General features: G+C 40.0%; 19 protein-coding genes. 9 read left to right on the top strand and 10 right to left on the bottom strand.

The features are described 5' to 3' along the window. Both JWG41_RS07815 and JWG41_RS07810 read left to right on the top strand, forming a co-directional pair. Window positions 1–750 (top strand): hypothetical protein, encoded by a 750-nt coding sequence (locus tag JWG41_RS07815; protein WP_205269367.1) that lies wholly within the window; start codon window positions 1–3, stop codon window positions 748–750. Further along, window positions 743–4066: an efflux RND transporter permease subunit gene (locus JWG41_RS07810; protein ID WP_205269366.1), complete on the top strand. Its 3324-nt coding sequence runs from the start codon at window positions 743–745 to the stop codon at window positions 4064–4066. The genes JWG41_RS07815 and JWG41_RS07810 overlap by 8 nt, the downstream gene beginning before the upstream one ends. A gap of 78 nt (window positions 4067–4144) precedes the next feature. Here JWG41_RS07810 and JWG41_RS07805 read toward each other — a convergent pair whose 3' ends face one another. The 3 genes from JWG41_RS07805 to JWG41_RS07795 are packed head-to-tail and all read right to left on the bottom strand — an operon-like array spanning window position 4145 to window position 6705. Next, window positions 4145–5368, bottom strand: a complete 1224-nt coding sequence (locus JWG41_RS07805; RefSeq protein WP_205269365.1) for a porin — start codon at window positions 5366–5368, stop codon at window positions 4145–4147. A 35-nt stretch (window positions 5369–5403) separates the two neighbouring features. Further along, entirely contained in the window at window positions 5404–5805 is a 402-nt protein-coding gene (locus JWG41_RS07800; RefSeq protein WP_205269364.1) for a hypothetical protein, read from the bottom strand. Between the two features lie 21 nt (window positions 5806–5826). Further along, the gene (locus JWG41_RS07795; protein ID WP_205269363.1) at window positions 5827–6705 is read right to left on the bottom strand and encodes a DUF455 family protein; all 879 of its coding nucleotides are present in this window, start codon (window positions 6703–6705) and stop codon (window positions 5827–5829) included. Between the two features lie 66 nt (window positions 6706–6771). Here JWG41_RS07795 and JWG41_RS07790 point away from each other — a divergent pair, with 66 nt between their 5' ends. Together JWG41_RS07790 and thiD are read left to right on the top strand one after the other, a co-directional pair. Further along, the gene (locus JWG41_RS07790) at window positions 6772–7110 is read left to right on the top strand and encodes an MGMT family protein (RefSeq protein WP_205269362.1); all 339 of its coding nucleotides are present in this window, start codon (window positions 6772–6774) and stop codon (window positions 7108–7110) included. Between the two features lies 1 nt (window position 7111). Continuing rightward, complete coding sequence (thiD, locus tag JWG41_RS07785; RefSeq protein ID WP_205269361.1) at window positions 7112–7912, top strand: bifunctional hydroxymethylpyrimidine kinase/phosphomethylpyrimidine kinase; 801 nt, start codon at window positions 7112–7114, stop codon at window positions 7910–7912. Between the two features lie 8 nt (window positions 7913–7920). On the opposite strand, the gene JWG41_RS07780 is transcribed toward thiD, so the two are convergent. Beyond that, entirely contained in the window at window positions 7921–10038 is a 2118-nt protein-coding gene (locus JWG41_RS07780; RefSeq protein WP_408611747.1) for a sigma-54-dependent Fis family transcriptional regulator, read from the bottom strand. 247 nt (window positions 10039–10285) lie between these two features. Between JWG41_RS07780 and JWG41_RS07775 the strand changes: the two genes are divergently transcribed. Genes JWG41_RS07775 through yihA form a run of 4 tightly spaced genes read left to right on the top strand, consistent with a single transcriptional unit; the run spans window position 10286 to window position 14146 of the window. Continuing rightward, complete coding sequence (locus tag JWG41_RS07775) at window positions 10286–12214, top strand: GAF domain-containing SpoIIE family protein phosphatase (protein WP_205269360.1); 1929 nt, start codon at window positions 10286–10288, stop codon at window positions 12212–12214. Beyond that, the gene (locus tag JWG41_RS21135) at window positions 12211–12534 is read left to right on the top strand and encodes a tRNA lysidine(34) synthetase (RefSeq protein ID WP_205269359.1); all 324 of its coding nucleotides are present in this window, start codon (window positions 12211–12213) and stop codon (window positions 12532–12534) included. The genes JWG41_RS07775 and JWG41_RS21135 overlap by 4 nt, the downstream gene beginning before the upstream one ends. Further along, a complete protein-coding gene (locus JWG41_RS07765; protein WP_332461288.1) occupies window positions 12474–13511 on the top strand; it encodes a tRNA lysidine(34) synthetase in 1038 nt (345 codons plus the stop codon). Before JWG41_RS21135 ends, JWG41_RS07765 begins: the two co-directional genes overlap by 61 nt. A gap of 5 nt (window positions 13512–13516) precedes the next feature. Further along, entirely contained in the window at window positions 13517–14146 is a 630-nt protein-coding gene (yihA, locus tag JWG41_RS07760) for a ribosome biogenesis GTP-binding protein YihA/YsxC (RefSeq protein ID WP_205269358.1), read from the top strand. Here the strand turns inward: yihA and JWG41_RS07755 are convergent. The 5 genes from JWG41_RS07755 to JWG41_RS07735 all read right to left on the bottom strand — a co-directional run bounded on the left by JWG41_RS07755 (window position 14129) and on the right by JWG41_RS07735 (window position 19192). Beyond that, a complete protein-coding gene (locus JWG41_RS07755) occupies window positions 14129–14842 on the bottom strand; it encodes a hypothetical protein (protein WP_205269357.1) in 714 nt (237 codons plus the stop codon). The genes yihA and JWG41_RS07755 overlap by 18 nt on opposite strands. 130 nt (window positions 14843–14972) lie before the next feature. Continuing rightward, window positions 14973–15656, bottom strand: a complete 684-nt coding sequence (gene lsa25 / locus JWG41_RS07750) for a surface adhesin Lsa25 (RefSeq protein WP_205269356.1) — start codon at window positions 15654–15656, stop codon at window positions 14973–14975. A 13-nt stretch (window positions 15657–15669) separates the two neighbouring features. Further along, entirely contained in the window at window positions 15670–17157 is a 1488-nt protein-coding gene (gene omp85, locus JWG41_RS07745) for an Omp85 family outer membrane protein (RefSeq protein WP_205269355.1), read from the bottom strand. Between the two features lie 72 nt (window positions 17158–17229). Then, window positions 17230–17745: an acyl-CoA carboxylase biotin carboxyl carrier protein subunit gene (locus JWG41_RS07740; protein WP_205269354.1), complete on the bottom strand. Its 516-nt coding sequence runs from the start codon at window positions 17743–17745 to the stop codon at window positions 17230–17232. Between the two features lies 1 nt (window position 17746). Beyond that, the gene (locus JWG41_RS07735; RefSeq protein WP_205269353.1) at window positions 17747–19192 is read right to left on the bottom strand and encodes an acetyl-CoA carboxylase biotin carboxylase subunit; all 1446 of its coding nucleotides are present in this window, start codon (window positions 19190–19192) and stop codon (window positions 17747–17749) included. Between the two features lie 94 nt (window positions 19193–19286). On the opposite strand from JWG41_RS07735, the gene JWG41_RS07730 reads away from it, so the two are divergent. Then, window positions 19287–21287 carry an LTA synthase family protein gene (locus JWG41_RS07730; protein WP_205269352.1) on the top strand — a complete coding sequence of 667 codons (2001 nt, stop codon included), beginning with the start codon at window positions 19287–19289 and terminating at the stop codon, window positions 21285–21287. Here JWG41_RS07730 and JWG41_RS07725 read toward each other — a convergent pair. Continuing rightward, window positions 21267–21581 (bottom strand): 7(1) septoil knot domain-containing protein, encoded by a 315-nt coding sequence (locus JWG41_RS07725; RefSeq protein ID WP_205269351.1) that lies wholly within the window; start codon window positions 21579–21581, stop codon window positions 21267–21269. The genes JWG41_RS07730 and JWG41_RS07725 overlap by 21 nt on opposite strands. Window positions 21582–21645: the final 64 nt, after the last annotated feature.

Raw genomic sequence — 21645 nt, 5'->3', positions numbered from 1 at the left:
ATGAAAAAACTTATCTTTCTAGTGATTACTCTATCTTTACTCGGTACATCTTTGTTTGCGCAAACTTCACCTTATCCTAAAGATAAAGATGGAAATGATATCCAACCCGAATGGACACCGAATAAATCGAAACAGTCTGCCTTTGGTGAAGATGAACAATTAAAGGCAGATAGTTTGGATGCCAAGAGACTTCCTAAATCGACAAATTTTTGGGTGTATGGTGCTACCATTGGTTCTCCAGCCAGTCTTAACTTTAATTTAGGATATTATTTCAAAGACGTCGTATTACGTGGATCAGGTGGTAAATGGGGTCCTCATTGGTATGGTGGTCAAGTAGATTTAGGATATACGTTTTGGAAAACCCCTGTCATTGCTCATAGCATTTCGATTGTTGGAGGATATTTTGAAGTCAATCCTTTTGCTCCAGAAGTGGGTCGTGGGGGACAATCTTCTTATCCTACAGGGCTTAATATTCCTGGATACAACAGAAGGGACCCTTCTCAGGAAGACTTGCTGATTCGGTCATATGTTAACTCCATTGATAGCAATGTAGGAACGTATTTAGAATATGAAAGTCGAGAAAGACAAAGGGTCCACCTATCGCAACGTTATATCGGTCTTACATACGACTTCTTACTTGGAAATTTCTTTTTACAGGTAGGTGGTGGAGTTGGGCAAGGCGACTACAAAAACCCACAACTTTTACTACAAATGGGTTACCTCTTCAATACGAGGGAATATCATGATTAAAGATTTTATAGAAACAGCATTAAAAAACCGTATCACCACACTTGTTGCTGCAGCCGTAGCAGTACTTTTTGGACTTTGGGCATGGATTGACATCCGTAAAGAAGCCTATTCTGATATTGCCGATACACAGGTTCGTCTCATAGCAAAATTCCCCGGCAAAGCAGCCGTTGAAGTAGAAGAACGTGTCACTCTCCCCATAGAACGCGTATTAAATGCGATTCCTAAGGTTGCGGTTCGAAGATCTAGAACTATCAACGGACTCGTTGTATTCCAATTTGTTTTTGAAGACGGTACTGATGATTATTTCGCGCGGATGCGACTTATGGAACGTGTTGCCGATGCAGACATTCCAGAAGATGTTCATCCTGCTTTAGGACCAATGAGTTCGCCTGTCGGAGAAATTTATCGCTACGTTGTCGAATCCTCTGAAAACCATACGCCAATGGAACTTCGAACCATCCAAGATTGGATAGTTATGCCAAAGATGTTGCAGATACCCGGGATCGCCGACGTTGTCACATTTGGTGGATTACCAAAACAATACCATGTGGTAACCTCTCCTGATAAGTTAATTCGTTTTAAGTTGACTATTGGTGATGTCATCAAAGCGATTCAAGAGAACAACTTAAATACAGGAGGAAACTTACTCCTGCAAGGAGAACAAGGTTTCCCGATTCGTTCTCTTGGAGCCATCCGAGATCCCAAACATATTGAAAACATCGTTGTCAAAACAGTGAATGGAGTTCCTGTTTTTATCCGTGACTTGGGTTCCGTAGAAGTTTCTCATCCAATTCCGAGCGGGGTTTTGGGATATACCATCCAAAATGAAGACGAAGGACTCATTGACGTGGATTCTTCTGTTCAAGGGTTGGTGGCAATGCGTCGTTGGGGAGATCCTAATGAAATGGGAGAAAGGATTCGTGAAAAAGTCAAAGAAATCAACGAAAACTATCTACCTAAAGGTGTACAACTTCGAAATACTTATGATAGAACAGATTTAGTAAACTACACTCTTCGAACCATTGGTAAAACATTAGTCGAAGGTGTTGTTGTAGTAAGTTTAGTATTAATTTTCTTTATCGGAAGTGTGCGAGCATCTCTTGTAGTTGTTGCAACCATCCCGTTTGCGATGTTGTTTGCTTTCCTACTTATGAATATGACGGGAATTCCTGCCAGTTTACTTTCATTAGGTGCCATAGACTTTGGAATCATTGTGGATGGGGCCGTCATCATGGTAGAAAATATAATGAGGCGCTACCGAGATGCAACTCCCGAAGAGAAATCACATGGAATTTTAGCATTCACCCGAGATGCAGCTTCGGAGGTAGGAACGGAAATTCTATTTTCGATTTTGATCATCATTCTAGCATACCTACCTATTTTCTCTTTTGAAAGGATAGAAGGTCGGTTGTTTAAACCAATGGCTTTCACTATCTCCTTTGCAATATTAGGTGCCTTAATTTTTGCAATGGCCGTCATTCCTGTATTAATGTCCATCATTTACAAAACGTATTTTGAATCAAAAAATCCGGGACCTATTGAATGGCATAATCCCTTTTATGATTGGATTGAAGTTCGCTATAAACGAATCATCGAGTTTATCGTCGATAGATCACGTAAAGCGGTAAAATACACATTCAGTGTAGTCACAATTTTCTTAGCTATTGGTATGTTCTCCCTTGGAACAGAGTTCCTTCCAGAAATGGACGAAGGTGGATTTAACATTCGAATTTTCTTTCCTGTAGGTATCTCCCTACCAGAAGCAAGAAAGTTCATGCCAAAAATCCGTCAGACGGTTTATAAAAATGAACAGGTCAGTGTGGTCATTTCTCAATTAGGAAGAAATGATGATGGAACCGATCCACTTCCTCCAAACCGATTAGAAGTTCTAATTGGTTTAAAAGACTATAACCAATGGAAGGAAAATATCACTAAACAAGAGTTACTCTTTAGAATGAGGAATGATTTAGAAGCAACACTCCCTGGAGCTCGTGTCAGTTTTTCTCAACCAATTATGGACAACCTTTCCGAAGCTATTATGGGTACTATTGCCGATTTAGCAGTCTTTGTTTCAGGTAACGATTTAAAAATTATGCGTGGAATCGGAAACGAAGTCCTGGAAGAAATTAAAGAAATGAAAGGGGCAAGTGAATTTGGGATTGAACAAGAAGCAGAAAGCCCTCAACTAACAATCAAAATTGACAGAGAGGCTGCAGCACGATTCGGAATCAACGTCATTGATATTCAGCAAATGATTGAAGCAGCCATTGGAATGCAACGAATCAGCACCTTGTATGAAGGCCCTTCCGACATTCCACCAAAAACGCCTGCGCGATTTGGAATTGTAGTTCGATTTTCTAAAGATTACCGAGCTTCAAAGCAAGCAATCGAAAACATGCCAATTATTTCCCCAAAAGGAGAAAGGATTCCCTTATCTCAATTGGCGGAGATTGAAGTGATAGACGGACCGACAATGATCTTCCGACAAGAAGGTCGCCGTGTTGTTACTGTTCGAACAAATATACGTGGGCGTGACCAGGGAGGGTTTGTATCCGAACTCCAAAAACGAGTGAAGAAAAAAATCAAACTACCAGATGGTTATGAAATTCGGTTTGGTGGACAATACGAGAACCTAGCGCGTGTGGGCAAAAAATTAGCACTCGTTATACCAATCACAATTTTAATCATATTTGGCGTACTCTTCCTGTTGTATAGAAACCTAAAGTATGTTTATGTAGCTTTGGCTTGTATTCCACTCTCACTCTTAGGCGGGATTTATGCTCTGCTAATGAGAGGTTACTACTTCAACGTTTCCGGCGGCGTAGGATTTATTTCCCTATTTGGCATTGCAACCATGGCAGGTGTTCTTTTCGTTTCTAGAACTAACCACTTATTAATTGAAGAACCAGAAATTACCACAAAAGCTGCCGTGAAAAAAGCTGCCGTCATTCAATTACGTCCGATGCTCATGACCATGTTACTAGCGTTACTTGGTTTAATTCCAGCAACTTTAGGAACTGGTGTTGGCTCTGATGTGCAAAGGCCACTTGCTACAGTGATTGTCGGTGGATTATTCTCTGCGATGTGTTTAGTCCTCACAATTCTTCCTTCCCTTTATTTAGTAGTGGTCGGTGAAAGAAAACCAAATGCAAAGGAACTTGAGGAGATGAGTCACAAAAAACACATTCCCTTCCTTGACTTTGTAAGTGAATTGAACGAAGAACCTTTGGAAGAAGAAGATGATGATGATGAAAGACCAAGGAAACCGAAAAAACCTACAAAGAAATCAACGTCTTCTACAAAGAAGAAAAAATAAAAGCCTATTTATCTGGGAGCATTGGCTCCCATCTCCTATCTTAAACTCCAAACCAGTATAGTGGTTTGGAGTTTTTTTTTAAAATCGAACAGAAGCTGCTGCGACAAATATACGTTCTACGCGAGTGTGTTTGTTTTTATCGGTTTCAAATACTGGATCCATTGATTCTCTTTGGATGAATTCAAAACGAATGAGTCCTGGATTCCATTCTAAAAAATCAAAAGTCATGGTGTAACCATTAGTCATAAATCCATTTCGCGTATAAGTGGTTGCCATCACTTGTTTCGGATCATAAAATCGTTCCGCACGAAAACTCAAACGGTATAAATCTTCATACCGAAAACTAACCCAAAATGTTCCATGATACCACTGGTTGTACACTCCCGATTCCCTGTTGGTATAAATTCCAAGCGTTGGATTGATTTCTTTCCACCAAGGTTCATATTGAAATGATTCTTTAGCCTTTTGTGCCCCGACATCACCGGAAGCAGCAAAGGCCAACCAATCCAAAGCCTTCCACTCTATAATCGTATTATTATAAAATCTTGTTTGTTTGCGTTCAAAGTCTGGAGCTTCGTTACCAGCAAATTGATTGGCAATAATTGTAAAATTGGGCGTTAGAAAAAACTTAAACTGAGTGCCGATCGATTTATCTTTATTTTGATCAGTAATGTTTTGCCAACCATTCATCACATGAAATTGAAACTGAAATTTATCGGTAAACTTTGTAGTGACCCGAACCCCAGAGGAATAATAAGGAACGTAATCTAGAGCCAAAGCCCTAGTATAATTCCAATTGTCCGATGAAATCCAAGACTCATGACCGATATGTCCAAAATAAATTCCTGCATCCACCCAAGTATTCTTTGTTACTTTAAAACCCACATAAGCTTCTTGAATGTGTTTTACTGAGTTTTGATTGGAACTGACATCTTTATTTGCTTCTGGCGCATAATTTGTGTTTACCGATGTACCGAACTGAAGAGCCAACCTTCCTCTGATTTTTTCTTCCTGCCACTTAGCATCCACAAATCCTAAATTGATATTAAACTCATCATTACGAACCGCTTGTGTGGTGAATTGGCGTTCTTTCGATATGGGATGATTGGCATTGTGAGAATAATAAGTATCAACAAAGGCACCGAACTTCAAACTGGCGGGAAGCGGGTTCGGAGCTTGCGCTGGTGTCGGTAAAGTTTCCCCTGGTTTAGGTTGGTTCAGTTCCTCGGCATGTAATACCGAAAAACAAAAGAACAAACTACATAGAAGGATTGAAAATTTAAAGGATCCTAATTGTATCATACAATTTGCTCCATAAAGCCGGAGCAAAAATCGGATTACTTCTTTAATAACTCTTTGATTTCTTTAGGAAACCCGAGAAGGTCTTCGGGAATCGGGATTAGTTTTTTTCTATATTTTGCTTTGTATTCTTTTTTAAACTTTGTATGGCATGATTTACAAGTCTCATCTGGTTTTCCCACAGCCAATTTCGCATCTATGATTTCTTTCCATTCTACTTTTTGGTCTTCTGGTGCCATGTCAGGAACTTTTTCTAAGATTTTATTGAGGTAGTCTGGATTGTCCTTTTTGTCGTACAACTTAGTTGCCGGTTTGGTAAAGTCTTCCATAAAATCATGAAGGTTCATTTCAACAGAAGAATTGGCTTTTTTTTCCGCATTCAGTACTACTCCGAGTGCAGAGAAAAACAATAATAAACTCAAGATCATTCTCAATTTCATAGTTACCTTCCGTTAGGAATCCTAAGGACTTTGCAATGGAGAATCAAGCCTGTTTTTTCTAAGTATGGTCTCTCCCAGTCCGAATTTTTTTACAGATTCCAAGTTCACACGCCCCGTATATTCATCTTCATAACTACCAAGGGACCGAATGAACTCTGGATTCATACCAGCGAGCAATCTTGTTTCGGGAAGATAAAGATATCCCTTCGCTCTTCTAGGAGTGAAAGGGAATTGGATGAGAGAAAGATAATGGTCCCAGTGATTTTTATTTTCAGGGACGGAATGTTCAAAGGCTCGCAGTCCTCTTTTTACATGTTTGATTTCATCTTCAAAAATTGTGATCATGATATCGGATGTTTCTTTATCACCGAAGTAAGAAAAAACCTGAGCATAGACTTGTGCATAATCTAAATTGGCACCTTCAAAAGAAACCGACATCACTGCAGCAAATGATTCTAAACTTCCAAATTGGCCAAGTTGTTTCCAAAAAATAGAATTCAATGGAAGGTCACCAAAATTTACACCGAACTCTCTCATTCGCTGCAAATATAATTTTAGATGAGTTTGTTCTTCCTCGATTGTTTTTAAAAATCCATTTCGTACGGACTTAGGGGCAGATGGAAATGCTAATAGAGCCCAGGCAAACAACTCAATTGCCATCAGTTCATGATTGGCAAAATGATGGAGACTGAGGCCCCTATTGGATACCAAATTGAGATGTTCTAAACGAGGGATTTTTACTTTTTTATTAGAGAACTGGAGTTTGGCAGACCTGCCCGGTGTTTCGATATACAAAGGTGTAAAGTCCGTTTCCTCATCCCAAGGGCGACTAGGAGGTAAAAGTTTATCTTCTAAATTAGGAGCAAGTAACAAATGTTTTGCGTATTCTGAGATTTTCATTTACCGGCAACTTTTAAAAAGGAATTTACAAAAAATTTCAATCATTAGGATATAAATCCAAATTCAATGGACACACCTAAAACTAAAAGTACGAATTTTTACGATTCCGTGTATGCAGTTGTAAAAAAGATTCCCAAGGGGAAGGTAACAACCTATGGGCATATCGCATTACTTTTGGGGAGTCCTAGAGCCGCAAGAGCGGTTGGATATGCTTTGAATGCTCTCAAAAAAGAAATGGAACAGAAGGTTCCTTGGCAACGAGTGATCAATGCCCAAGGTAAAATTTCCTTTCGAGGTGACGGTTTCCGAGCCGACTTACAGAAAAAAATCTTACAATCCGAAGGTGTTATCTTTGATTTAAACGATGATCGCTTAAATTTTGACAAGTACGGATGGTTTCCATAATATGCAAAAAGATTTCCCCATTACCTTAACAATTGCCGGATCGGATTCCGGAGGTGGTGCCGGTGTCCAAGCGGACCTCAAAACCTTTTCCTCACTTGCCACCTTTGGAACTACGACCTTCACTTGTTTGACCGCTCAAAATCCAGACGGGGTCAGCGATATCTATGAAATCTCACCAGACTTTGTGGCAGCCCAACTCAAAGCAGTTGTGGGATACTTTCCCATCAAAGCGGCAAAAACGGGAATGTTATACTCTGCAAAAATTATAGAATCCGTTGCCGAGTTTTTTTACGAAAACCCAGACATTCAATTGGTAGTAGATCCAGTGATGGTGGCAACGAGTGGTGCTAAACTTCTAAGAGACGATGCAATTGAGTCTTTAACCAAAGACCTTTTACCGCTGGCAAAACTAATTACACCTAACTTAGATGAGGCGTCTCTCCTGCTGGGTGAAAAAATTCACGAGTATGACCAACTCGTTCCTATGGCAGAAAAATTATTTCAAAAGTATAAGGTTCCTGTTCTTTTAAAAGGGGGACATTTACCAAATGCAACAGAGGCTACGGACATTTTGTTTGATGGCAAATCATCGTATATATTCTCAAAACCATTTTTAAAAGGCAAAAATACACACGGAACCGGTTGCACCTACTCCGCTGCCATTACTGCCTTTCTCGCTCACGGGAAAAACTTACCAGAAGCTGTTGGTTCTGCCAAAGAATACCTTCACCTAACGTTAGAAGACTCGATCCAAACGGGACCAATCCACCACTTAAATCATTTCCCAGAACCAACCAACTGAACCGAAATCTAATATTCGATATTGAGTTCTTTGATTTTTTTATCCAAAGTATTTCGGTTGATTCCTAAAAACTTAGCAACACGAGTTTTGGTATAACGGAACTTTTTCATAGCGTATTGGATGAGCCTTGATTCGACTTCGCTGACTACAATTTCCATAGCCCGACCATCCAGGCCATCGAGTTGCCCTGGTGTCAATCGTCCTGAACCCAAATCCAAAGGTTCTGTGCCAGACAAAGTTTCCACATGATTTGATTGTGTCACTTCCGTTGTATGTTCCGGTAAATCCTCTAAACTAGAGAGAATATCAGAAAAATCGTCTTCGCTAAGGATTTCATCTTGTGCCAAAACCACTGCCCTTTCGATCACATTCTCCAACTCACGAACGTTACCTGGCCAACGGTATTTTAATAAAAGTTTGGATGCCTCTCTGGAGATCCCTTTGATGATTTTATTATTATCTTTTGTGTATTTTTCCAAAAAGTGATTCATAAGAAGTGGAATGTCTTCCACACGATCCCGCAAGGGAGGTGTGTTGATCTTCACTACATTCAACCTGTAAAAAAGATCGGCTCTAAACTTTTTCTCAGTAACCAGTTGTTCCAATTCGGCATTGGTGGCAGCGATGATTCTTACATCTACTTTTTTGGCCTTTACAGAACCAATAGCTTCAATCTCTCGTTCTTGTAATACACGAAGTAGCTTTGATTGTAGGTTCAAATCCATTTCACCAATTTCATCTAGAAAAATGGTTCCTGTATCTGCTAATTCAAACTTTCCTTTTTTATCAGTAACAGCTCCGGTAAAAGATCCTTTTTTGTGACCAAAGAGTTCGCTTTCGAGTAGGTTCTCAGGAATGGCCGCACAATTGATTTTGATAAACGGATTTTCAGAACGAGAACTATTGTAATGAATGGCATTGGCAATCATCTCCTTTCCTGTTCCCGATTCTCCGGTGATTAAAACAGAAGCTCTGGAATCAGCAACTAGTTGGATCTTTTCAAACATCTTCTCCATACTTGCTGCTTTTCCAATCAGTGATCCAAACTTATATTTATTCTTTAATTCTCTTTTTAATTGAATGTTCTCACGAGAAATTTCTTTTTTGGCTTCTTCTACCAAATTTTGGATTTTAATCGATTGAGAGATGATAGACGCTACCACTTGTAAAAAATCCAAAAAGGATTTTAAATCGGTATGTTTGTTTTGAACAATAAATGCATTCACAACACCGAGCATTGTTTGTTCACTAAGGATAGGTGCACAAAGTAAACTTACGTTATGTGGATCATGTTTAAAATGAGACAAATACCCAACACGATTTAAAAAATCTGGATGACTCGCAACCGATTCAATGATGATGGGTTCACCAGATTCAAATACTTTTCCAGTAATTCCTTCCCCTGGTTGGTAACTTCCTTTATCAATTTCCTCAGGAGAAAGTCCCGAGGCAGCGACGATACGAAGTAAACTTTCTTCCTTATTGAATAAAACAATACTCCCCTTTTCCAATCGAAGGGATTTTTCCATGGTAACCATAATCGAATCAAAAACTTCATTTTGATCCAATGTAGAACTCACTACTTTGGAAATCTCAATGAGGGTAGCTTGGATTTTGGTTCTTTGTTCCAAACTACGAATGGTTTGTAGGTTTTTAAAAATTTGTCCTGCTTGGTTTGCAAGGACACTGACTATTTCTAACATCTCCGCGGTGAATGCATTCAGACGATTCGAGTCGAGGGAAAGAACACCGATGATGTCATCTTCCATAATCATCGGGGCAACTAACTCTGATTTGATTTCTTCTTTGACCTGAATGTAATCCGGGTCTTTAGAAACATCATTTACGAGTTTCGCTTTCCCAGTGGATGCCGCCATCCCCGTGATCCCCTGCCCAATTTTTAGTTTGGTTTCACGAAGTAATTGTTGGTTCATCCCCCGAGAGGTGACCGCATCCAAAACTCCGTTTTTTTCATCGATGAGCATTAAGGATCCCGATTCCACCCCGCAGATTTGGATGCAACGATCCAAAATGAGTTCGAGGAGACCGTCCGGGTCTTGGGTGGAGTTCATAGCCGTTGCGACTTCGTGGATGGATTGGATGGGATTGAATTTTTTCACGCTCATGGTTCTTGCTCTTTAGTATTACGCTCTGCCTCGAAAGAATGCAGAAGGACACTGCTGGTGACCAAAACACTATGCTTATTTATTGAACAAATAAACCATTTTTTAATCATATTTGCCGACATCCTTCCGATTTCTGCAGAAAAAACAACTTTTGCTTATAGATTAAGCATGAATCGTACCAGGTTTCTTGGATATTGAGGAAATTCTTGTAGCTTATGAAAAAAGAAATCGAATAACCTGGTTTAGGATGAAACGAGAGCTCACTGATGATCGGATCTGTTTGCTCTGCGCCGAACCGCAACTCCCGAACGGAATCACAAAGAACGGGCGTTTTTTCTGCCAAACCTGTGACCGGGAATGGATTCTGGAAAAACGGAAAATCCCAAGGATTGGGAAAAACATCCTTAGCTCTCAGGAAAAAACAGAATTCCTTTTAGACAATCTCTCCTTATTCAACTCCGCCATGGGTTTGGAGGATTTGATGCAAAGGTTTACCGAACTCATCTCCGCTCGTTTGAAACGCGATAAGGTTGCGGTATTTATCACCAATTTAGAGTTAGGTGAAATTAAACTAGCATATTATTCCAGCCGACAAAAGACCTTACAAAGAGCAATCAAACGAATCACTCTCGATTATGATTTGAGTTATGGTGTTTTGATTGAAGCGATGGCCAAGGGGGAACCTTGTTTTTATAAATTTTCTGAACAAAACCATCCCTTCTATGAGTTTTATTCAAAACTCACAGGAACCAAATCACAACTAGTCATTCCCATTCTTTATGCCAATACGGCCGTAGGAATGGTAACCATTGATTATGACGAAGAAGACTACTCGGACTTTATCGAAGACCAGGAAATTTTACAATTGGTTGTGGGTCAATTTGCCGTTTCCCTCCGGAACTCTCTATTGTTTTCTAAATCGGAAAACCAATCCAAAAACTTTCAGAGCCTACATACTGCAGCCTTAACACTTAGCCAACTTTATTTAAACAATCATGACGAGATGATTCGTATGATCCTTTTGACACTATCGGGGATTGTGGAATCTTCTTTGACTTGTCTCATTGAAAGGACAGTCGAATCTTCCAAAGCAAAAATATTCAAACTCTATCGGGATTTAGAAAACTACCAAATCCATACAGAAACAAAAACCATTGATGTAGAAAACATTTTTTCTTTATTAGAAACCAAAGAAACAATTACCATTGATCCCATCACAAACACTAGTTTTGCGAACCTCGGGATCGAAGGGAAAGAATCCATGGTTTTTCCACTCACATTAGAAAATGGAACTAGTTGTGTTTTTATTCTTACCAAACAAGAGAATCGATTTCCACAAGATGAAATCGAAGCATTGAATGCCTTTGTTTCCTTAGCAAGAATCACTATGGAAAATTCCAATTTATACCAAAACCTTTCGAATAAAGAAAGATTGGAAAAAGAAATTGAAATTGCAAAAGAAATCCAAAGTACCCTCCTACCGAGAAAAGCTCCAGAAGCCGAAGGATTTTCTTTTGGTGGATTTATGGTTCCCGCTCGTGGGATTGGGGGAGATTATTATGACTTCATATTATCACCTAACAGAAACGAGCTATTTATTTGTATTGGTGATGTGAGTGGTAAGGGAGTTGCCGCAGGCCTTGTGATGGCAACTGTTAGAACCATCCTCCACTCTCTCGTTCGAGTGAAAGACTCACCCTGGGAGATCTTAAACGATATCAATAATTATCTTTATTCTAGTTATAAAGAGGCCATCACTCCTAGGTTTATGAGTATGATTTTACTCCGCTGGAACCTAATTACAGGAGAGGTGCAATTCTCAGGTGCCGGTCATGGAAATTTTTACCACTACCATGCAGATTCAAAATCTCTTTCCGTCATCGAAACGGTAGGAGTGATCCTTGGAATCCAACCCGATATTTCCGCATTTCGTAACGAATCCAAACTACGATTTAATTCGGGCGATACCATTTTGTTGTACACCGATGGAGCGACAGAAGCAAGAAACGCAGAAGGAACACAGTTTGGAGAACCCCAACTCAAAGCGAGTTTTCTTTCCTGGATTGCACTAGAGCCAAAAAACATTCTCGAACGGATCTATTCGGAACTAAAAGAATTTGTCAAAGAACAGGAACAACACGATGATATCACTATGGTGGCAGTAAGGAAGATATGATCCCGGAAATTCCCGCTCCGATCACAAAACTATTTGCAGCGGCACTCGGTCGTATGGGGAACAATCTCCCCGAACTCTGGGCAGAAAATAAAACTCAGTTCCTTATCTCCTATTCAGGCGGGAAGGACTCCTCAATTTTAGTTTTGTTTTTTCAATATCTAAAAGAAATCTACCAAACCCAAACTCCGACTCTATTTTATTTATCCCATGGGATTCGTTCCATTGAAGCAGAAGAAAAAGAAATCCGCCAGTTTCTAGAATCCACTCACTTCCCTTTTCATTTTGTAAAAAAAAAATCCCAAAACTATCTCTCAAACTAAAAAAGGGATTAGAAGAAACGGGAAGACTCGTTCGTTACCACGAACTCAAAAAAATCACGGATAAAATCCCTGCCATCATCCTTACGGGTCACCATTGTAAAGACTATACAGAATCTATTTTTTTACACCTAACAAGAGGTGGGGGGAAAAAAGCATTTTATACACTTCCTCCTTTTGACGGAGATCGTTTTTTACCTTTAGTTTTTTTTGAAGATAAAGAGTTGGAATCACTCTATGAGTTTGTATCCAGTCATATGAAAATCTTTGAAGATGAATCCAATAAAGATCCGATTTACAAACGCAATCGACTTCGGATGGATTTACTTCCTATTTTGGAAAAAGAAAGTTGGAACTTCCATAAAACCTATTGGAACTTCCACGATCGTTCCCAACTCAATTTACAATTTGATTTAAAAAAGGAAAATGCACCCAAACAAGTCCCTCGTTTATTTCGTATCCCTCACGAAACATGGACAAGTCTAGGTTTATCTGCAAAAAAAGACCTAATTGATTTTTATTTAAAGTTACTCGGTCATTATCCTTTATACAAATCAGGATTTGATAATTTTCATCTGCAATCCGAAGGCGAAAGGGCATTTTTAGAGAATAAAAACTGTTTTTTATACAAATCAAAGTTTGGTGATCTATTTATTATCGATAAAAAATCCCCAGCTTTTAAAAAAGCAGTCTCCTACCGAGAAGGGGATAGTTTATATATTGAATGGAATCAAAACAGATTTAAACTTTCTGATCCAAAGGAAAAATACAACCTTGGATCTTGGCACCATGGCCAAAAAATCCAAATTCGATCCGGAAATAAGGAAATTTCCGAATGTATGCGCGAAAACGGGATTCCTTTTTTCCTAAGAACCTACATTCCCATCCTTTATTTTGAAGGAGAACCCATCCAAATTTTGTTTTCTCTGTTTTCGAAAAGCGAAAAGAATTATCCCAAACGAATCTATCTGGAAAGATGAACTAGATGCATAAGTATTCCAAAGAAATTCCTTTTCCGGAAACTAAGTTCTTCACCTCCATTGCCAACCTAAATGAAAAGGAAGAACTGGACTCCGTTCAGTCCATTGCCTTTATGGGGAGATCCAATTCGGGAAAGTCGAGTTTACTCAATGCACTCTCCAACCACAGAGGGCTTGCCAAAGTTTCGAGAACTCCAGGAAAAACCAAACTCATCAATATTTTCAGAACTAGAGAAGGGTTCAACCTTGTCGACTTACCAGGGTTTGGTTATTCCAAAGCCTCTCATAAAGAACACAAAGATATGATGAAACTTTTGGAAGGTTTTTTAAATACATGGCAAAATTTAAAAATTCTATTTATCCTTTGTGATTCACAAAGAGAATTTCCAGAAGAAGAACTTTCAACCATCGAAGTTGCTATGGAGAAAAAAATCAAACCTGTGGTGATCCGCACCAAAATCGATAAACTGAACCAAAGTGAACAACACCGTGTCCGAACAGACATGGAATCAGCTATGAATGAAATTGGAGTTCCCTTTCGAGTATTTTATCTTTCAGCAACAACAGGAAGGGGTGTGGGAGAGTTACGTGAGTTTATTGTAGAGAATATGATTCCATCAAACAAAGGTGTCTAAATAATTACCTGAGTTTGATCCTGTTTGAATACTCATCATTCCAAATAAATTAGAAGTCATCATTTTACGAAAGTCTGTGAGCAGGGCAAAAGTTTCTTTTAATTGTTCTTTCACACGGATCAGTCTCACTTCTTCTTCCAAACGTTTTTTTTCCGATTCAATTTCTTTCAAACGATCTGCAGAATGAACATCTGTGGATGACTTTTTTGTTTTCTCAGATTCGAGTCGTGTTTCGAGTTCTTTAATTTTGGATTCCAATTCTTTTTCATGAGATTTTTGCATGATCTCTTTGGGATTTAATTTAGTTTTCTCTTTCGAATTGGGTTTTTTGTCTTCATCCTCTTTCAATTGGAAAATATCTTTGATCGATTTCCCATCGGAATAAGGAGTGAGGGCAGGATCTTCCTCCGAATTTGATTTGGGACGAGTGACCGCATGAGTTTCTCCACTCACCGCCACCATACGACCATCTCTTAATTCATAATTGATTTTGACTTGGAGGGACTCGACATCACGTCCTTCTCGGAAGGCTTCATTTTTGAATTCAGCAGCATGTCCGAGTTCATGGGAAATCACATGGAGGGCGGAAAGGGATTCTGGGGAACTTTCCAATTTTCCATGTCCGACATAGTTCACCCGGCGATCTTTGGAAAGATCTACATTCATACGATTGAATGGGGACTCGTCAATTCTCATGGAAACCTCACCACCTAATGGGTACTTCGGTTTATTATCAGAAAATATTAGTAGGAAATTGGATTTTTGAAAAGCGAAAACTCTCCTGAAAGATCAGGAGAGTGGACAGAAATGAGAGAAAATTGGGTGTTTAAGGGCCTGTGCGAACACAACGGACAAAATTCCTTTGTGTTTTGACAATGAACCTTTGGACACCGTAAGATTGTCTATCAAAGGATATGGCGTGTGCCGTTTCCCCTGGAAGGTCTTCGTTGTTCGACCAAGCAGTCCAATAATCATCTTCCTGTGTGGAAGGGAAAAACTGGAGAGTGGCTGCTCGACCGGGAATCACCAATCTTTGGTATTCGATCACAGTCGGAACTCGCCAAGTCGCACCTAAGAAATTACTGTTTTGGCAAGCCCCATACAACTCACTGGATCCCGCAATGCCAATGGAAGAAAATCCTTGGACTACTTGTGGGAAAGCAATGGAGTTACATGCATGTGTTTTGGAATCACAAAATGCAACCTGAACAGCACCAGCACGAGCGGAATCATAAGGATTGAAAATGGAACCTTGAGGAGCCCCCAAACAATCATTATTTGCTGCGCGATACACTTGTCCATGCGTACATTTTTGCCAAACTAAATTGGACGCGGTGTCCGTAACGGTTCCGTTTCCATTGTCCCTAAGACTTTGGTTTGCAAGAAGACCTGCAACGAGTTGGTTAGTTTCTTCCGGGCTTAAACCGTAGATATCCTCTACTGGTTTCATTTCACAGTTCATGAAAAAAGATAAGACCAAAAGAGCGAAACAATATTGAATTTTTTTCATAAGCTCTGCCCTCCTAAAATATATGGTTAAAGTTAATAAACGTTTGTCTATCTTCATTCGAAATCGCATGATCAAAATAGATAACAGTTGCTTGGTTCCAAGGAATTCGTAGACCAATACCCCTAGAGTGTTTGTAGTTCTTTAAGTTTGCATCTTCTGTGCGATCCCAAACTCGTCCCACATCATAGAATGGAACCAATTGAAAGTCAAAGTGTTGCCCACCGAATTCTGCTTCAGCAAACTTCCAACGAATTTCAAAGTTTGCAAACGCCATGGTTTGACCCACAAAACGATCTTGTTTGTAACCACGAATGGTAGTTCTACCACCTAAACCGGATTGGTTGGTTTCTGTTCCCCACATGTTGCGGTATTCATAGAACGGTGCGTCCCCATTGGTTTGCACCATAGTTCCCCGGGCAGCAAGAACAAACTTTTCCAGAATTTCAGGAGGTTTGCTTGTGAACCACGTAACCGGACTTAAGAAAATACGACCCGAAACTAGGTTTTTATTGAATTCTGATGTAGAACCAATGGCCTTTGTGGAACGTTCATGTGTGTATTCCAAAAATACCCCACGGTTCGGATCCGGTTCAAAGTCACGTGTATCGAACACAATCCCTGCTCGCACTGTGTTCGTATAACCACCGTTAAGACCTTTGATCTTTCCATCTTTGTCTTCACGAGTTAATTTTGTTTCCCCTTGCGGAGTTCCAAAAGTACGGTCTACATCAAGTAGTCCTAAAATTCCATCTGCTGGACCCAATTGGGCGTTGTTATACTTTCCGTCATAAGTACGAATGATTTGTTTAGAGAGACGAACCCCTGTCACCGTACGAAGTGTTCCTCCGAAAAAGGAATATTCACCGGAAGTACTGAAGTTAGGATTTTCAATATCGTATCGGTTGTATCTATGATCACTCACGATAGGATATTCACCCGCGCCCGCATCCCCTTGACGACGATAGTTTAAATTGTCCTCATAATCGGCAAATGGAGCATTTCGTCTGATTTGCCCGTTCGGATCGTTTCTCTCTAAATAAGAGAGTGGTTGAAGCGTCTCAGATCCGACTCCAAAAAAGAGAGAGTTTGGATTTCGTTCATAGACCAAATCGGCACGAAGCCTCCACTTGGTATCGAAGATATAAGGTGCATCAATACTCAGTTGGTGGTAAGGAGCTCTTTTGGTCGTATTAAAATACTGAGCAAATACCCGAACACGATATGGTGTGTATTCAAACATGGGGGATTTTTTTTCCCCGTTGTAAAAATAGAGCACGCGAGCCCCAAATCCGATACCCACATTGGGATCCGAGTTGATGAGAGGAAGACCGGTAAAGTATCCCCCCTCTTTTTTATTCTTAAAGTCCCTCTCGCTCAGCCTCTTTTTTTCAGAGATCTCGAACGGAAGGTCGGTACGGGGTTGACGTTCCTGACCGAGAACCCCGTGGAAAAACGAAAAAAACAACAGAAGTGTGAAACTTCTTAAAATATGATTGTACATTCTCTACCTATCAGCCAAAGAAACTGCCTTATGGTGGGAAGTTTGAAAAATATGTCAAATAGATTCGGAAATTTATGTTTTTTCCGGTTCGAATCTGTGTAATATGATGAGCACCTCATCTTGTTGGACAAGATCCCCTTGTGATTTTCGAATCTCTTCCACACGACATGGATAAGGTGCCTTAACAGCGTTCTCCATCTTCATCGCTTCCAAAATCAATAGGGTCTCACCTTGTTTGTGTTCCGTTCCAACCTCAGTAGAGATTTGCACTACTTTCCCTGGCATGGGACTTTTGATTTCAGGAGAGGTTTGTCCTGCACCTTCATACTGACGTTCGGCGAGTTTTCCACTCCAGGTCTCACCTTTCCAATGAAGGAAGATCTCATTTCTTACTTTAAGATATCGTAATACAGATCCATCTTTCATGGATACAGATTGTAATGAACTTGTATCTGATTTGTATGATTCTTCTTTTACCAAATCTTCTAAGGCAAACAAAGCACTATCCTTTCCCAAACGAACACGCACAATATTACCACTTACGTAAACAGAAGCAGGTTCAGATTTTGTTTCGAATAAATAATCCATATTAGGTGGTTTCCTTGATCCAAGGGTCGATTGGTTCTTTAGAAGTAAAAAAGGCACCAGCAAGGGCTAATTTTAGTTCTTCCTTGGTTTTATCTGACAAAAGTTCTGATTCATTGTCTGCAATGAAATGTGTAGAAACATGACCCTCTGCAAACTCTTTAGAAGATACGAGTCTTTGTAAAAACTGCAAATTGGTTTTGGGACCAAATACAATGGTCTCCGACAAACACTCGATTAGGCGGTGAATCGCAGTGATTCTATCTTCACCCCATACAATCATCTTGGCTATCATTGGATCATAAAACATAGTGATCTCAGATCCGGAAACCACACCAGAATCAATACGTAAATAATCTCTAGTGGGAAAGGATAGATGGTGAATCTTCCCGGTAGAAGGCAAAAATCCTTCTTTGGGATCTTCTGCATAAATTCGAACTTCCAATGCATGTCCTTTTTGGGGAGGGGTTTTGATTTCTGGTAATGCCTCTCCCTGGCAAACTCGAATTTGCCACTCCACTAAATCAAGACCGGTTGTCATTTCTGTCACTGGATGTTCCACTTGCAAACGAGTGTTCATCTCGAGAAAATAAAACTCACCAGCCTCACCTAATATAAATTCTACGGTGCCAGCCCCTTCATACTGAACCGCTTTTGCTGCCATCGCAGCCGCTTCAGACATTTTGGATTTGAGATCTGCGGAGTATCTGGGAGCGGGTGTTTCTTCGACCACTTTTTGGTGGCGTCTTTGTAAGGAACAATCCCTTTCATGTAGATGGATGATGTTTCCCTTGGTATCACCAAATATTTGAAACTCCACATGGCGAGGGTTCGTGATGTATTTTTCTAAAAGGATACGATCGTCTCCAAATGCAGACAATGCCTCCCGTTTTGCCGAAAGGATTCCCGGTTCCAATTCTTCTGGAGTGTTGATCCTCCGCATTCCCTTTCCCCCACCACCGGCACTGGCTTTTGCCATAATGGGATATCCAATTTTTGTCGCTTCTTTTTGGAATACGGACATTTCTTGGGAAGCACCTTCATATCCAGGCACCACGGGAACACCACTTTTTGCGACTAACAGACGTGAGCCGATCTTATCTCCCATAGCTTCGATGGAATGTGGTTTTGGGCCAATGAATCGAATTCCGTGTTTTTCTAATTTGGTAGCAAAGTCAGTATTTTCTGATAAAAATCCATAACCTGGGTGAACGGCATCCGCTCCCGTTTCCAAACAGGCTTTAATGACCTTCTCCACATTTAAATAGGAAGAACGAGCATCGGTTCCCCCGAGTGAGAACGCCTCGTCTGCAGACTGAACAAATAGGCTTTGTGCATCCGGATCGGAATAAACCGCCACCGTTTTGATTCCCATTCTTTTTGCAGTGCGAATGACACGTACGGCAATTTCACCACGGTTGGCGATGAGTATTTTTTGGATCTGCTTCATAGGAGTAGGATCAAATCTAAAGGGATGCGAAAATAAATCAACAGAAAGATCGTAACTTCATTGACCGTCTCCATCCTTAACCAATTCTTTTTTTATGGTGAAACAGTTTCCCCGTTTTCAATTTTCGGATCGAATCTTTCTAACTTATTTTTCCTTTGGGTTTTTGACCCTCTTCCTCCACCGCATTTTATTTTTTATTGTTTATTCTTATCGTTTAGAAGAGTTTCCCGTTTTGATTTTACTCAAAGCATTCTTGATTGGGTTTCGATTTGACTGGGTTACCATATCGATTCTGTTAGTTGGTTTTTACCTGCTTTCGCTTTGGAATGGGGCATCAAAACGAAAAACCTATCGTTATTTTTGGATCCTCACACCTCTCATTCTTTATCCCCTATGTTTGGTACATTTATTTGCTGATTTGTTGTATTTTGAAAATGCAAACAAACATATTGGTTATGAAGCCATTGTGTTTCTTGGAGACCTGGATGTTTTAGTTTCTTCGGCCGTCAAAGAAGCTCCTTTAAAAATCTTTAGTTTTTTTATTTTTATATTACTTTATATTTTAGGGATGATGTTTTGGTTTCGCAAACACCAGATCGCAGACCAAAGGAATGAGAAGGAATCCTTTCGATCTAAAACCATAAAAACATCTCTTTGGATTCTTTTTTTCTTTATTGGACTGCGGGGTGGGCCACAAGAATCTCCCTTGCGAGCCAGTGAAGCGATTATCTCGGATGACGCCCTTATCAACCAACTGGCGTTAAATGGAATTTACACAACCATCAACGATTTTAAAAGCCAGTCCATTCCCAAACATCTAAAGATGAAAGACGAAGATATGTTGGCCGTGGTTCGGAATGAAATCACATACAACGGTGCTGAATTTTTAGGTGATCCCGAGTTTCCCCTCGTTCGCAAAATCAAACAGGTTCCTGGAAGAAAATCCATCAATGTGGTTTTAGTCATCCAAGAATCTTGGACAGGAAAGTATGTTTGGCCCGTATCCAATGGAATTTGGTTGAACCAGGAAGTCACACCGTATTACAATACATTGGCGAAAAAAGGCCATAGCTTTCGCAAATTCTATGCCAATGGCGGAAGGACGAGTAATGCCCTACTTTCTGTTCTTACCAGTGTTCCCGATAGACCAGGTCTCACCGCCATTCGTACACCGCAAATCCTCAGTAACTTTTCTGCGATCGGAAATCTATTTTCAGAATTTGGATACCAAACGAGTTTCATCACAGGTGATGATTTAAAATTTGATAGTCTTGCAACCATCCTTCCCCATTTCGGATTCCAAACTTTGATTGGAAAAGAAGACTTCGCTAAGGCAGGGAAATATGAAATTGGAGCTTGGGGTTATGATGACGAACATCTCTACTCCAAAGCATTGGAAGAAATGGACTCATACCAAAAAGAAAACAAACCCTTTCTTATGACCATTCTTACCATGACAACACATTACCCCTATAAGGTGCCGAACGCGAAGTATGAAATTTATGGTCCAAGTGTCACCGATTTTGATTATCTGAATACCTACCACTATTCCGATGCGGCGCTAGAGGTATTTATGAAGGAAGTCCAAAAGAGAAATTACTTTGAAGACACTTTATTTGTATTTGTGGGTGACCATACCCATCATAGATATCTGTCCTATTACGAAGACCGAATGGTTCCATTTTTACTATATGCCCCAAAATACATTAAACCAATGTTAGATGAAAGGATATCCTCACAACTCGATGTCCTTCCTACCATTTTAGGAGTGGTAGGAAAAGAAACTTACTTTGCTGGTTTTGGAAAGGATATGCGAGCTCCGGGAGTGAAGTCCGGTAGCACATACTTTGCTTATGGAAGCGCCTGTGGTTGGATTGATGAAGAAAAAATTCTCTACCAAAGTGTGGATGGAGACACTCAGTTTATTTTCCAAATGGTTCCGCCCTATGCAGAGGATCCCGTTTGTAATCCCGAAAGAAAGAACTGCCTCCACCAAACAGTGAAAGCAAGAGCTTTCTTTAATTTATCTTTAGAATTAATGAATCGTAATTCTCTTTATCCTTTGGAAGGTTCTCTACGGTACACCAGGAAATGAATCCACATACTTAACTTTGAAGTCAGGAAAACTAGTAACGATCTGCACTTTAAAATCAGGAAAGGAACTGACTTCTTGCCACTTACCACAATCGGAAGGAAAACTACTGACCTTTTGTACTTTGATGTCGGGAAAACTATCTACAATTTGCACTTTAAAGTCCGGGAAACTCGTAACAAACTGCACCTTTCCCGCTAATTTTTTTCCTTTAAAAGTGCAATCAGATCCCACTTCTCCAGCGAATAGAGCCGAACTGAACAAAATTCCAAATAACAAAACAACCAACTTCTTCATACGAACTCCTATTTTTTAAGAAATAAATTCTAGATTTATTTTCCAACCTGTCAATCCTTTTGTC

It is taken from the genome of Leptospira chreensis (genome assembly GCF_016919165.1).
Taxonomy (GTDB): domain Bacteria; phylum Spirochaetota; class Leptospiria; order Leptospirales; family Leptospiraceae; genus Leptospira_A; species Leptospira_A chreensis.
Note: the sequence above shows the minus strand (reverse complement) of the source record. Positions and strands in the feature narration are given on the sequence as shown.

Coding starts and splice junctions, on each gene's coding strand:
- JWG41_RS07815 (WP_205269367.1), top strand. CDS start 1: ATGAAAAAACTTATCTTTCTAGTGATTACTCTATCTTTACTCGGTACA.
- JWG41_RS07810 (WP_205269366.1), top strand. CDS start 743: ATGATTAAAGATTTTATAGAAACAGCATTAAAAAACCGTATCACCACA.
- JWG41_RS07805 (WP_205269365.1), bottom strand. CDS start 5,368: ATGATACAATTAGGATCCTTTAAATTTTCAATCCTTCTATGTAGTTTG.
- JWG41_RS07800 (WP_205269364.1), bottom strand. CDS start 5,805: ATGAAATTGAGAATGATCTTGAGTTTATTATTGTTTTTCTCTGCACTC.
- JWG41_RS07795 (WP_205269363.1), bottom strand. CDS start 6,705: ATGAAAATCTCAGAATACGCAAAACATTTGTTACTTGCTCCTAATTTA.
- JWG41_RS07790 (WP_205269362.1), top strand. CDS start 6,772: ATGGACACACCTAAAACTAAAAGTACGAATTTTTACGATTCCGTGTAT.
- thiD (WP_205269361.1), top strand. CDS start 7,112: ATGCAAAAAGATTTCCCCATTACCTTAACAATTGCCGGATCGGATTCC.
- JWG41_RS07780 (WP_408611747.1), bottom strand. CDS start 10,038: ATGAGCGTGAAAAAATTCAATCCCATCCAATCCATCCACGAAGTCGCA.
- JWG41_RS07775 (WP_205269360.1), top strand. CDS start 10,286: ATGAAACGAGAGCTCACTGATGATCGGATCTGTTTGCTCTGCGCCGAA.
- JWG41_RS21135 (WP_205269359.1), top strand. CDS start 12,211: ATGATCCCGGAAATTCCCGCTCCGATCACAAAACTATTTGCAGCGGCA.
- yihA (WP_205269358.1), top strand. CDS start 13,517: ATGCATAAGTATTCCAAAGAAATTCCTTTTCCGGAAACTAAGTTCTTC.
- JWG41_RS07755 (WP_205269357.1), bottom strand. CDS start 14,842: ATGAGAATTGACGAGTCCCCATTCAATCGTATGAATGTAGATCTTTCC.
- lsa25 (WP_205269356.1), bottom strand. CDS start 15,656: ATGAAAAAAATTCAATATTGTTTCGCTCTTTTGGTCTTATCTTTTTTC.
- omp85 (WP_205269355.1), bottom strand. CDS start 17,157: ATGTACAATCATATTTTAAGAAGTTTCACACTTCTGTTGTTTTTTTCG.
- JWG41_RS07740 (WP_205269354.1), bottom strand. CDS start 17,745: ATGGATTATTTATTCGAAACAAAATCTGAACCTGCTTCTGTTTACGTA.
- JWG41_RS07735 (WP_205269353.1), bottom strand. CDS start 19,192: ATGAAGCAGATCCAAAAAATACTCATCGCCAACCGTGGTGAAATTGCC.
- JWG41_RS07730 (WP_205269352.1), top strand. CDS start 19,287: ATGGTGAAACAGTTTCCCCGTTTTCAATTTTCGGATCGAATCTTTCTA.
- JWG41_RS07725 (WP_205269351.1), bottom strand. CDS start 21,581: ATGAAGAAGTTGGTTGTTTTGTTATTTGGAATTTTGTTCAGTTCGGCT.